At 31.7% G+C, this 14,230-nt stretch carries 8 protein-coding genes, 1 pseudogene and 1 riboswitch; of the genes and pseudogenes, 1 reads left to right on the plus strand and 8 read right to left on the minus strand.

Translation table 11 applies throughout. The annotated features are described in order from the left end of the window. Window position 1: 1 nt before the first annotated feature. From C661_RS0100650 to C661_RS0100675, 6 genes are read right to left on the minus strand one after another with little or no spacing between them, the layout of a single operon-like run. Window positions 2-1,756 carry a CotH kinase family protein gene (locus C661_RS0100650; protein ID WP_017413361.1) on the minus strand — a complete coding sequence of 585 codons (1,755 nt, stop codon included), beginning with the start codon at window positions 1,754-1,756 and terminating at the stop codon, window positions 2-4. 27 nt (window positions 1,757-1,783) lie between these two features. Beyond that, window positions 1,784-3,163: an exopolysaccharide Pel transporter PelG gene (gene pelG, locus C661_RS0100655; RefSeq protein WP_017413362.1), complete on the minus strand. Its 1,380-nt coding sequence runs from the start codon at window positions 3,161-3,163 to the stop codon at window positions 1,784-1,786. Then, a complete protein-coding gene (pelF, locus tag C661_RS0100660) occupies window positions 3,151-4,581 on the minus strand; it encodes a GT4 family glycosyltransferase PelF (protein WP_017413363.1) in 1,431 nt (476 codons plus the stop codon). Before pelF ends, pelG begins: the two co-directional genes overlap by 13 nt. A gap of 4 nt (window positions 4,582-4,585) precedes the next feature. Further along, window positions 4,586-6,292 carry a DUF2194 domain-containing protein gene (locus tag C661_RS0100665; RefSeq protein ID WP_017413364.1) on the minus strand — a complete coding sequence of 569 codons (1,707 nt, stop codon included), beginning with the start codon at window positions 6,290-6,292 and terminating at the stop codon, window positions 4,586-4,588. Further along, complete coding sequence (locus C661_RS0100670) at window positions 6,279-7,187, minus strand: hypothetical protein (RefSeq protein WP_017413365.1); 909 nt, start codon at window positions 7,185-7,187, stop codon at window positions 6,279-6,281. Before C661_RS0100670 ends, C661_RS0100665 begins: the two co-directional genes overlap by 14 nt. Before the next feature lies 1 nt (window position 7,188). Continuing rightward, window positions 7,189-9,315, minus strand: a complete 2,127-nt coding sequence (locus C661_RS0100675) for an NAD-dependent epimerase/dehydratase family protein (RefSeq protein ID WP_017413366.1) — start codon at window positions 9,313-9,315, stop codon at window positions 7,189-7,191. A gap of 56 nt (window positions 9,316-9,371) precedes the next feature. Next, window positions 9,372-9,455: riboswitch (cyclic di-GMP riboswitch) on the minus strand. A gap of 158 nt (window positions 9,456-9,613) precedes the next feature. Between C661_RS0100675 and C661_RS24550 the strand changes: the two are divergent. After that, a pseudogene (locus tag C661_RS24550) lies at window positions 9,614-9,732 on the plus strand (IS982 family transposase); the annotation flags it as partial. A 341-nt stretch (window positions 9,733-10,073) separates the two neighbouring features. Here C661_RS24550 and C661_RS0100680 read toward each other — a convergent pair. After that, window positions 10,074-11,285: an MFS transporter gene (locus C661_RS0100680; RefSeq protein ID WP_242825959.1), complete on the minus strand. Its 1,212-nt coding sequence runs from the start codon at window positions 11,283-11,285 to the stop codon at window positions 10,074-10,076. 91 nt (window positions 11,286-11,376) lie between these two features. After that, window positions 11,377-14,001: a phosphoenolpyruvate synthase gene (gene ppsA, locus C661_RS0100685; RefSeq protein ID WP_017413368.1), complete on the minus strand. Its 2,625-nt coding sequence runs from the start codon at window positions 13,999-14,001 to the stop codon at window positions 11,377-11,379. Between the last annotated feature and the right edge of the window lie 229 nt (window positions 14,002-14,230).

Raw genomic sequence — 14,230 nt, forward strand, 5'->3', positions numbered from 1 at the left:
CCTACTTAATCTCAATTTCTAAAAGACCATTTACATTGTATCTTTCAACCCCCAAAATCTTAGTTTGAAATCTTTCCATACTAAGCTGTTCCCGCCCCTTATTATCTACTGCTGTTACCCTTAGATAATATGTTCCTGGTGATAATCTATCATTTAAAGTATATTTTGTTTCAGCAATGTTTTTTTCTTCTAGAACTTTACTTTCCATATTATAATCAGTAAATATCTGTACATTATAGGTTACAGGTAGTCCTTCATAAGAATAAGCTGGTTCCCAGCTTAAAACAACTGAGTCTCCATTTTGTTGTGGCTGTGCTACATACATTGGTGATGGATATTTTATAGCTTCATTAAAAGCTTCATAATTGCTTAAAATACCATCATATAGTTTATCTAAATACTGAGAATACTCTTTAGGATTCATTTCATCTAGAAGCCCTATGTCTGGATACTGAGTAATGGTTTTCTCTAAAACTGGTTTATAGCTATTTACTAGCTCAGTAACCTTCTCTCTAGTAACCTGATGTTTTAAAAGTTCATCCATCTTACCTTTAATTTTTTCTATACTTCCTTCTAACTTAAAATAACGTCTATGCAATACTGACTGATTTAACTTTTGAATTCCCTTTAAGGATGGTGGTAACTTCATTAAACTACTTTCATGGTCACCAAAGCGAAGGCTACCATCGAAGTCCCAATGTGCAAAATACCATGTGTTAGAATTGTCTGGGTTATAAATAATAAAGTTATGATTAATGATGTCGTTATTCCCCATAAGCAAGTTAAAGGCTAACCAAGTTAAATAGTTATCTTCATTAAAATACTTCTTAAATACTTCTCCAAAATCCCTACTTTCATCATTAACAGCCTCTAACATCTCTAATAACTTTTTATGACTATTTGCTTCTCTAATAGTAAGTACCGTCTCAAAGGCTTCTTTATTGTAATTAGGATCATCCACATCTTTTAACACATCACTTTTTTGAAAACTAAAATCTCTCGCTTTATACATAGATGCATTACTACTTAAACCTCTAGCTTCTAGATAGGTTTTATTAGGTTGTTCAATTTCAGTATATAACCCATAATACTTAAACTCTTGCTTATCCTTTGGCACAGATGTATCTCTAATCCAAACCCTCATAAAATAAGTTCTATAACTTATAATATTATCAACAGAAGATAATAGGTCTGTCTGAAGTTTTGTTGCAATCTTTGTAATATCCACAGAATGCTTATTAATATTGAGATTTCTTTGTCCAAAAAAACTTTCAGCCTCATCATCAAGCTTTACTCTGTAACTCTTATAAGTATTTCCCCTTGATGAGTTACCACGGACACGAATTGTAGCATTTTTACTATCTAAGCTTGTCAGTGGATCTAAGGTTTCTCCTTCCTTCAAAATTTGAACATTACAATTTAATTCTGGGTTATAAGTATGATCCCTTGATGCATGCATTCCAAAAGCAGAAAAATCAATGATTTCTCCGTGTAAGGTCTTCGTTGGAAAAACACTAATATAAACATCATGTATATTTGTATTGGGGTCATTAGAATAAATACTCTTATCTTCTCTAATAGGAATACCATTCATAGAGCTACTCTCAATATTCCATTCCTCAAGGCTTGTTTTTTCTGTTTTAATTGCTTCTTCCTTGGGGGTTATATCCTTAAAGTATAAAATTCCAAATAAAATCACTGCAACTAATATAATTATCCCTAGTATTCCATTATTACTTTCATCAGATTTATTCACACTCTTTAACCTCCATTGATTTTACCTTTATTTGCATAAAAGAAACATATTTAAACTTTTTAATCTTTTCTTCAATAAAACATAAGTAATAACCCATCCAATAATTCCTCCAATTAATAAAGGAAGTGTATAGAATGGCTTTCCAATGACAGAAAAAATCAATGATAGTGATGCTGTTAAAACTAAAAATATAACAGGCCCTATGGTTGCAAAGGTATGGTCTTCAAAGTAGTAAAGGAAAATAACTGTAAAATACATGCAAAAGGTACAATACAATCCCATACTTAAAATCATAAACATATTAAGAGATTGAGCACTTATGCCTAAATAAGGAAAAAATACATTGGCAAGGCATATAAGTACAACTACTATAATTAATTGAACTTCATAAACATAAAACAATTGTAGCCTTATAATATTAATCATATTCTCTCTTTCTTTTTCAATAATCGAATAAGCACCATTGTTTAATGCTGAAAGATAAGCCACATATTTATCAAAAAACTCTGTTTCAACTTTTACTACAAATATAACTAAAGCAGGCATATTCACAACAATTGCCATAAACATAGCCATATCATACTCAGGAGCTGTTCTGAAAATGCTAACCTGAATACTCATATCAGAGAAAACCCAGTAGATTATAGTTGAAATATAAAATCCTAACATATATGAAAATCCACTTAGCACTAACTTAGGGAACCTTTTGAAATATAATAGAAAAGAAAAATAGTTATTACTTGGTTTACCAAAAGCTTTTATACAGCAATATACAAGCAGTATATTGGCAAGAAAAAATCCAATTGATAATGCTATATAAGCAGCAAACACAATTTCCACATTAAATACTTTATATAATAATAAAAATGTTGGAATTGTTACAACTAAACTTATTAAATAACTTATTGTTACTTCCTTGTACTCTTTTAAAGCTGATACATAAGTAATTAGATTGTAGGTGTTTGTGGCAAGTACTCCCAGCCAGTAATATACAATTAAAAATCCAATTGGGATTCTATCATTGAAATACATTCCTAAACAAAGTGCAAAAGTAATTATCCCTGATACAATACTTCCCATGGCAAGAACACCAAACATAGATGCACAAATATCAGCTTCTTTTTTTACAAAAATACAGTCAGAAATATATCTAGATAATATAGTGTTGAATAAAGAAGATACTAATATTGCAACTAAAAAAATATAGGTAAAAGAAGAAATAAAGAACATACTCCTTAACTCTTCAATTCCAAAACCATCCATGAGAAATTTTAATGTTAATAAAAGTATGGCAAATAATACTGAAGGTCCAATAGTTGTCATAGTTGCGTAGATACTTCCCCACACACTAGCTGCCAGTGTTTTTCTTTCATATATTTTTCTAAGTTCAAATCCTATCCCTGCCACTTATGTCCACCCCCTAATTTTTCATACATTTTACTATATTCTTTAAGAAATGCATCCTTTCTATAGTAAGTTTCTACTCTTTTTTGTCCAACAAGGCTCATTCTTTTTCTTTCCTTTGGATGTCTTATGCAATATATAATTGCTTCTGCCATAGCTTCACTACTCATTACAGGGGTAATTATTCCAGCTCTCCCAAGGTTATCTCCTTCCTCACCCTCTAAGAGCCCTTTGCAATCTCCAACATTAGTAGCCACAACTGGTATTCCAGCAGCCATGGCTTCCAAAATAGCTAGTGGCTGTCCTTCACTTATGCTAGATAAAAGTAGAAGATTAATCTCTGGAAGATACTCTTTAACATTCACCTGACCTAAAAACTCAATATCATCAATGTTTAAGTCTTCAATCATCTTTCTGCATTCCTCATAGTACTCTGGATTCTCTTCACGGTTTCCCATAAGATATAGTTTAGCTTCTGGCACCCTTTCCTTCACAATATCAAAAGCTAGAATCATTGTTTTTACATCTTTAATAGGTACTACTCGAAGTACAGCTGCTATATTAAATTTATTTATATCTAGCCTATTATAGGATTTTAAGTTTAAGAAATCTTCAGGATTTATTCCATTAGGAATGATACAAATTTTTTCTTCTGGGCATCCCAGCTCTATCTGTAACATTTTATTTACTTCAAATAAACTAGTTACATTAGCAGCTTGATTATATGCAATGTAAGAAAGTTTTTTAAAAAACTCAATCCATAGTTCTTTAAAATCTCCCTCCACCCAATTAGAACGAATGATATCTTCTTCCCTCTCCCGTGTATAGATTCCATGTTCTGATATAAGTAGTGGCTTCTTTGTTACATAAGAGGCACAACTTCCAAGTATTCCTGCATATCCTGTAGATACGCAATGATACATATCTGCCTTAGGTATATTTTCCGATAAAATATGCATAAGAGGAAAATACATACCACGAATATTCCAAAGAAAATGCTGAAATATCTTCTTAGATTGCTGCCTTTCATATTCCTCAAGGCAGATTTCATAGAAAGCTTCACTCATAAGAACATCTGTTAGATACTTCCTATGCCTTTTCATAAATTTTAAAGTTTTTTCCCAATGAATCTTACTTGCTGCTCCAACAACAAGATTCTTTAAAGTTTCCTTTTCATCTATTGATAAAGAAACCTTTTTATATTTATGAGAAAACTGCTCCTCACCAAGATAAATTGTAGAAATCTCTTTCACATTGTCTGGAACTTTATATTTGTACTCTGACATTTCTTTTTTATTAGTTGCTATAGCCCAAATAACAAATTCTATATCTGAAAAATGATTACAAAGCATCTGTATCCAGCTAGAAACTCCCCCTGGTACATATGGATAACAACCTTCACATATAATGCATATACGCATAGCATTACCTCTCTTTCAACTCTATAACTGCATGCTCATTTGCCAACTTTAAAAGATAATATCCATTGTCAATCCTTTTAAAAGAAAGTCCTTCAGCACTTTCAATTTCACCATTTGTCTTATAGAAGAAAGTCTGTCCATTTATAAATTTGCTACATTCTATTTCAATGCGATTTCCTTCTTTTCTCCACCCGAACTCCATATTTACATAACTCTTAACTTTGCTCCTCATCTGTGAAAGAGTTTTTCCCTCTAAATAAGAAGCTGGCTTTAATACCTTTTCTTCAAATAATCCAATTTGTTTTTTATATCTATCCCAAGATGGGATGTTTTCATCTTCTGCTATTAATGTATTAATATCAAACACATGAGATATCATTCCATAAGAAGCTATAACTGACGTAATCTCAAGAAGATTGCCTTCCTCTAGTGTATTTCCAAAGGTGGCTGCTGGAAATACACTGTAGGAAGAGCTACTATTAAATCTTCTATTACTCTCACTAGAACCTAAATGTCCCCTTATGTTTTTTATTTTTACATCAGGTATATTTATGATACTCTCGCTTAATTTATCAGACATCATTACTAGTCCATTAACATCATATCTTGGAAAAACTTCATTAAAGCTTTCTAAAAAGTCCTTATTTAAGAAAATTTTATTTTCATCCTCACAGTTAGACCCATAAACAAGCTCTCCCTGGTATTGAAGTGCTGATTTACCTATTGTGCTAAACAAACTATCATTAATAACTGGAAAACTTTTATCCTTGGAAGATTCAATTAATACTGAGGAAGTATAAGGAATGTTTTCTCTTAAGGAAATTCCAAGAAAAACTGGCCATACAGTATCCCTAACAAAAGCTTCAGTATTTCTACCATATAACTTCATGGATATTTTATCGTTAATATAAGTTACCATTGGAAAGTTATCCAAAAACACACTTGTGCCTCCAACTATAGGATATATGAAATCATCCATTATAGCTCCAATAGCTCCTGTTAATATTCCCGAGCAATTTATATCTGCCATAAAGATTCCATTAATTAGAAAAGATTTTCCTTTTTCATAGCCATAACTATATAAAATTGGAACTTTCTTATTGGCATCCTCTACATAAACCTCTGCATCACTTTTTATTGATAGCCATGTCGAAGCATTATATCCATCATAATTCATCTCTTCATATTGAATTGGGAATAATTCTTTTACAAAGCTAAGTTTGTTATAGTTTTCTTTAATAGTTTTTTCCTTAATACCTAAAAAAGGATATAAATATGATTCTTCATTTCCCTCTGCTAGTCCACCAGCAAAAATTGCTTTTCCACCATCAATGATAAATTGTCCCAAGGTCTTTAAGTCTATATATTTACTAACTACGTCATCACAAAATATAAGAACAGTATTTTTATTTAAGTCTTTAGTTTCTATTTTATTTTTTTCTTCATAGGAAAGTTTTAAATCTGACATTATTAAACATGTATTTCTGTATATCTCTTTATAAATTTCCTTACTATTACTTCCTGTAATAAGAAATTTAGGTTCATTTTCTTTAGATATGCTTATTTCTTTACTTAAGGGTTCTTCTTCTACAGCTTTATTATAAATTTCAATTTTTTTTGTTTTTTCCTCATTGATGTTATAAATCATGAATACACTGCTTACAGTTATAACAAGAAGAATTACATATAACAGCCTCTTAACTGATAGCATCTTCTTCCCCCTTTGAAATCCAGTATCTTAACTTTTCGAGTCCAGCTGCTGAAAGTCTAACTGCTTTATCTTCTTCTAGCTGACGAATACATCTATAAAATTTTTCTTTATCCTTACACTGAAAATGCATTTTAAGTATCATCATATAACTTTCTTCACACTTAGCTGCTTCATGATTTTTAACCCAAAACCTTTCAGCTTTTTCATAAGATTTATCTTCTATTAAATAAGTAAGATAAGCTTTATATTCTTTAGTTTCTATAATTCCTTCCTTAATTTCCATTTGACCTTCCAAAACTTCACAGTACTTTTTCTTATATAACTTTTTCTCTTTAAGTGAAAGTACATGGCTTTCAATAAGCTCTTCAAGTATTTCCATAATCTCATGAAAAACATCTATAGAATTACAATCCTCTTCATATCTTCCAAGCACTTCATTCCACCTTTGTTGATGCATACGATACACTTCCATTTTTGCAGCTGCTATATAGTGAGCTGATTCAGAATCCTCATCATTTTCTGCTGCAAGTAAAGCTCTATAATTGTTAAACATATCCTTCTTAAGCTGATTTAATAAAAGAGTTCTTTTTTCTGTATTAGTGCTTACTACCATGGCATCTTCTACAGGTACTACATTTAATTCTCCCTGTAAGTAAGATCTTTCTTGTGATCTTTCAAAATCAAATCTTTTTACAAGGGATTCTCTATCATATTTATATTCATAAATAAATTTTTCTAAGATTCTTGGAACATAATAAATTAAATATCCTAAACCTGGAAGACAAATAAAAAATAATGCCATCCACGCAACTTGTTTCTTCTTTAGTTTCAATATAAACCAAAGTACAGAAATCATTAGATTTATAAGGAGTAATATCAATATTAACTTATCCATATTAATCACCTATGCCTTCATAACTTCTAACTAGCTCTGCCTTAACACCCTTTTCTTCTAGTCTTTTTAAAACAATTTTATAGTCTTCTCCTGAGGTATTATTAAGCAATACATATACTACTCCCTCATGATCTGTTCCAAAATGATCTGTCATTCTAACACAAGCTGATGCCATTTCATATATGTCCTCTAAGGTTCTTAAATTGCCTAACTTAATTATGCAATATTCAGCAAGTTGCTTATCCTTTTTCTCCTGTGCCAGTAAAACAATTCTTTTAAATTCCTTACTGTTTAATATGTCTGTATTTTTAATATATCTTTGTCCACGTGTATAATTTTCATATTCAATTGCACGTACAACAGATTCAGTAATTAATAAAGCTAAAGTTCTAAGAAGATTAATGTGGTACAAAGTTTGGCTTTCAAACTCTAAAGCTTTAATTAAAATTACTGCTATAGATTTTCCTTCATGAGAAATTGGCACTACTACTGCTGGTTCCTTGTTCCATACATTGCCCTGATATAATTCTCCTTTTTGTATAGCAGCCTTAATTTTAGGGTAATTGTCCAAGTTCCATGACTTACCACTTATTATTGACTCTTCATTTAAAGCATTTACAAGTCTTAAATAGGAGCTCTTTTCGTTTACCTTATAAACTGCCACCATTCTAGTATTAATCATCTCTGATATAACATTAAGAATTTCCATGAATATACGGTCTGGCTGGAGAACCATTAGCTTATTTACAACTGAATACAATTTAGGTAATCCTGATTTTGAATCTAAAATTCTCTTTTCATACTCCATCTTTATAGCTACATTTTCTTTATTAATTTCTTTTAATTCTTCATATTCAGATTTCACCATTTTTAAGTTTCTCTGACTTTCCCCAAGATTTTCTTTTAGCATATCTGAAGTATAACTAGTGCAAATACCAAAAAACACAAATTCAACAATCATAAGAACTGATTCTGCATAAGAGTAAAAGTTAGTCATTTCAAATATACTAATATTTTGCATAAATAAATAACCACAACTAGCTAAAATAACGGCTATAGCACTTTGACGTATGCCCATGAATAAGGATATAAGTACCACATATATCAAAAGCCAATGAACTTTTGAAAATAAGGTATGAGAATCACATATATAATACAGTAGGAAAAATATAATAAATACTATAACATTCTCTATGGTTCTTCTAATTGCTGGAGGCATTTTTTTGTTTTCTTTCTTAGGAATTTTAATCTTATCTTCCAAATAAACAATTTTCTTTTCCTTAAGTAAACTTGTCAAGTTTCTAAAGTCTGTCCATTCTAGTTCTTTATGGATTTTTTCATTGCTGACACTTTTTATCCTAGCATTACCTTCTGACTCTATATCTGCTTCAATATTAAAGCTTTCAGATAGTAACTGTAATAATTCTGCTCTAGAAACCTTAAAGTCTCCTGAAACATTATAAACTCCATGATTTTCTGATTCCATTACACGTTTAATAGCATCTACATAATCTGAAACATGTATTGGCTGGAAAATTTCATCTTTTCCAATGTTAATCTTCGATTGCAATTTTAATTCTCTAATTAAGCTACTTAAAAAATCCTTGCTTTTATCGCTGCAATTTTCACTATAAACCTCTGTTCCTCTAAGAACTATGCTCTGAAACTTATATTTCTCCTTATATAAGGAAACCATTGACTCTCCCTGTGCATACATAAGACCTTTACTAGTATCAGGTATAATTTTATTATCTTCAGCTATGACTCCACACTGGGCTCCATATACCTCATAAGAAGAAAGATAGATAAACTTTTTAACATTATACTTTGCACATTGCTCTAAAACATTATTTAAAGTAATAAGATACTTTCCCTTGCTTCCACTGCTAGGGATATTCATATAGTCAATACCTGCAAATACAACAATGTCAGGTAGAACAGAAGAAAAAACTATTTCTGTCATATCTGCTTTTCCAGATAACTTATAGTACTTATATTTTATAGTCTTAGAAATTTTTCCTGAAAACTTGTTATCTGACAGTAAGTAACCATCATAGCCTTCCTTCCCCATTCTCTCAATAAATGATTTCCCTAATTCATGGTCCCCTCCAACATACATGACCTTCATCCATAAATTCCCCCTTCCTAAAAATAAATTTTTGCATAATAAAAACCGGCTAATTTATTTATATTAGCCGGTTGTACCATTAACTTAACAACTTTCAGGTACCCAAATAAAAAAGTTGCATCATCGTTTCTAATTATATTTGATATTTTTTATCTGTTATTTCTTAGTATGAAAATAATAAATTCACGGGTTGTACTGATAAATGAACTAGTATTAATTACAAATATAAAAGCCCTAGCATTTCATGTTACTCTATTATTGAAAAATGCCAATTCAACAATGATAATGGGAAACATAAATGCTAGAGCTTAATAATTACTACAATACATCAATAAATAATCTTAAGGACTTTACTATTGTCACTTTTGTTACAATTGATGATATTTATCAACAGTAACTCCAGCATATATTAAAAGTTGAAAAAATTTTATTAATACAACAAGTTAAACTGTAAATTACTTTGTACTTAATTAAAATTTAGTATACGTTATATTAAATGTATATGCTGGTATTTATTTTAAATTCCTTTAAGTAAGTGTTTCTTTTTTGTCCCTAGGCATCATTTTTTACCCTAAAAGTCTTGGCTGTGTTTGCATAAAAATCAACTATCTTCTTTTTATGCATCAGCAGCCTCTACTTCAATGGAACTTTTTGTATCATTTTTCATTCACCCTTCTTGTTATTGGTGTAATCAACAGGAAGAGACTGTGTCCAAAAAATATTTTCAATTCTAACTCCTATTACAATTTCATCTTTTATTAAAGCTCATGAGCTTTAATAAAAGATTTTATAAAGGTAATAGAAATTAACGTCATCAATAAAGTACTCACAAACACAGGCCAATGCGTATCAACTCTACTAAGGAGAATTCCATAAACTAATGCACCTAATGGCATCCCCCCTCTTGTAATCATCCCAATTATAGAAAATACTCGGGACATATATTCCATTGGTGTTTCTCGTTGTATAAAGGACTGTATCGGAACATTAATAAACATATTAGCTGCACTAAATAAACAAAAGACAACTGCTAGCAATAGAAAATATAAAATTGTATCATTTCCTAATACAGATAGAGTATAAGGAAACATAAGAAGTGAAAACATCAACATACTTACTATCAGCAAGCTACACCCAACTTTTAGTGGTTTTACTATTCCGCTCTCTTTCCCAAATATCCAACCAACAAAAGTGCTTCCCAAAATCATTCCCAGTATACTTATTGATTGTAAATAACCATATTGTGCATTAGAATATTCCAAACGAGTTTTAAAGAATAAAGGTAATGCAACTGCAAAAATTGGTTGTACTAAAAAATATATTACAATAAGAAAATAGCATGCCATACGGATAGTTTTATTAGATAAAATGAATCTAATACCCCTAGATAAGTCTGATACTATTTCAGATATACCTTCTACCGACTTACTTTTCACATGTTTATATCTAATCAACATCTCGCTTATTCCAGACAATAAAAATGAAAATCCGTTAATAAAAAATAGTATCGTAATACCAAATTCAGAATACATTAAAGAACCAATAACAGGACCCAACAGGACGGATAACCCTCTCAGCGATGCCATTTTAGAATTAGCTACATTTAGTTCCTCTTGAGCTACAAGCTGGGGCATCATTCCTCTTGTGGCTGGATCAAACAAACCGTTTAGCAAGGATATTATTATTTGACCCACAAGCAGCAAAGTAAGGCTCATTCTATCAAAATATGATATGAAAGCCAATAAGAGTATTACACATGCACTAGCTAAATCCGTTATAACCATGATTGCCTTCCGATTCAACCTATCCCCAAGCACTCCAGCAAAAGGATATACAAAAAGAGCCGGCACTAGAGATGCAAAGGAAAAGAGGCCAATAGTAGTTGCATTACCCCCAGCATCTATAATATAAAGAGGCATAATCATCATTTGTATACTGGTCCCTGTGTCGGATATCATTCTTCCAATCAAAAACAATGTAAGATTAATATTAAAACCATTTTTCTCTCTTTTCATAAAATTAAAACCTCGCCCCTCTCTATCAGCATTTGTTACTACTTTATCACAATATTTCTATATACCCTTCCGTTCCATTTACTCGGATCCTTTGCCCGTCTTTAATCAATTTCGTAGCATTTTCTACGCCTACCACTCCTGGAAGTGCGTATTCCCTAGTAATGACAGCACCATGGGTCATTAATCCACCTATCTCAGTTACCAGCCCTTTGATGGATACGAATAGAGGTGTCCAGCTAGGATCTGTAAATGAAGTTACTAATATATCACCCTCCTCTATATTGGCATCTTCAAGCTTTAGAACCACTCTTGCTCTGCCCTCTATGATCCCCGCTGAAACCGGTAAGCCCACCAAAGCATCCTTAGGAATATTTCCAGTGTTATATTCACCAGTTATAACCTCACCCTCAGATGTTATAACTCTAGGAGGTGTTAGTTTTTCATATACCTCGTACTCCTCTTTTCTCTTTGTAATAATGCTATAATCAAGTGTTTTTGTGCGAGCAACCTCCCTGAATTCTTCAAAGGATAGATAATAAATGTCCTCTTTATTTAATATGACGCCATTTTGTACTAGTATATTAGCTTCTTTCATCAGAGCATTTTTATAAATTTGATAACATCCTATAATAAAGTACTTAGGATATTCTCGGTAGCCTGTAACATTTCTCAAAACACTAATCATTTTCTTTGTCTTTTTTGCCTTTCCTTTACCACCAGGTAATTTCTCTAAGCGATTTAATATTTCCATTTCCTTCTTCTTCGCTTCCAACTGCCCCTGGGCAAATTTCGTAGCACTTGAATTCGGCTGTAAATTTTTAATATTGCTAAGTATCATTGGAATAAGTGCTGTGGGTTCTTCACTCCAACGAGACTTTGTGATATCTATTTCTCCAGGACAACGCATTCCGTATTTTTTAAGATACTCTTGCATTGCATAACTTACTGCCTTGCCACCTTCCTGATTTCTAAGTTCTTGAAAAAAGTTTTCATCACTTGCATTTTTAAAATATTCAATCACAGCAGGATATTGACGGACTACATCCGACACGTCCAGAAGATCTAATCCCATACTAGAAGTGATATTATTAGGCGCTGATTTAGAAAGTATGTCCACTGCATTTTTTTCACCTAGCCATTTTTCTATATTTTTGTTAATCCAATCTGATACATATCCCCATACTACCATCACTCCCATGCTCTCTGGATTGTATAACGTCGTATTTAATTGTTTTGTATCTTGTAAAATGAATTCAAACAAGTCATCCCCTGTTTTATTTGTAATTCTTTGCTCCACATCTCGTATCAATCCTTCATTGTAGTTAATCAAGTTTTCTATAAATCCAATATCATTTTTCCTATAGATTTTTATTGCTTGCTTTATCCAGGCTAAAGTCCCCGAACTCATATTTATGGAGCCTTTTCCTTTCGGTAAGCTCTTAAGAAAGTCCTTCCTCTTTATTAAATTTGAAAGCGCATTTTGCATTAGAACATCTATCTTGCCTGTACTACTGATTAAAACTTTTCGGCCTATAGGTGATGCCAAGTCATAAGTTACATCTATATATAATCTTCCACCAACAGGTTTACCAATTCCAGAGAACCAAAATGATAATAAGTGAAAGAAAGATATTCCTAATGGCTTAATTTCTTCTGTCATCATCTGTTGATGTCCTAATGATATATACACATGTTTTTTTTCATCTTCTGCTTTAGGTATGGGATATAAAGTTGTGATTGGGCGACTCTGAACAATATAGAAACGCCCTTCAAATAGGCACCATTCAATATCTTGTGGGCAGGCAAAATACTTCTCTATTTTTCTTCCCATAGCCTCAAGGTTCAAAATCTGCTCGTCAGTTAGTGTCTGTACATTCTGCAATTGAGAATTGATCACCTTTTCCACTGTACCGCCTTCTTTTACAGCTTGAATAGATATTTTTTTAGTAGATATCTTCTTACTTAAGATTTTCCCTTCCCTAACCTTATAAATATCAGCATTCACAAGCCCAGAAACTAAAGCTTCACCAAGTCCAAAACTTGCATCAATGGAAACTACCTTTCTATTTCCTGTGATTGGGTCTGCTGTAAACATAATTCCTGAAGCCTCAGGAAAAATCATTTTTTGAACCACCACAGATAAATATACCTTATGGTGCTCAAAATCGTTTTGAATACGGTATGTCACGGCACGGTCTGTAAATAATGATGCCCAACACTTTTTAACATGCTGCAGGATAGAATCCTTACCAATTATATTTAAATACGTATCCTGTTGGCCTGCAAAGGAAGCCAAGGGTAAATCCTCTGCTGTAGCACTCGAACGCACAGCATATGAGTATCCCTCCCCCAATTTTGAAATGTGTCTAGAAATCTCTTCTTCTATATCCTTTGAAATTTCTGCCCCTTCAATGACCCTTCTTATATTTTTGCTAGTTTCTTCTATTTCTTTCCTGTCTCTAACCTTTAGTATGGATAATTGATTCAGTAGCTTGTTAAACTCTTCATTATTCCCAATGATCCTTTTGTATGCCTCGGTGGTTATGCAAAAGCCTTCTGGCACCTGTAACCCCTGGATTTTTGATAATTCTCCTAAATTTAAACCTTTTCCTCCAACTACCATAAGCTTTGTTTTATCAATTTCATGAAAATTAATTACATAAGAATTCATACATATACCTCCTATATATTTTTCAAAATTTTATCCTTTTCAACCGTTACAAAAAACATCTTTAATATTCAATTTCCATCTGGTCTCACAATAACTGCTTTTCTAGATTATTGTTGCTTCAATATATTTTGCTCATTATATTAATCAATCTGACAATTATGAAATATTCCATGCGTTTATTTCATAATATAACTTCATAAGAATGTTGTCAATGAAATTATGAAATTTT

Source organism: Clostridium tunisiense TJ, assembly GCF_000300195.1.
GTDB lineage: Bacteria > Bacillota > Clostridia > Clostridiales > Clostridiaceae > Clostridium_J > Clostridium_J tunisiense.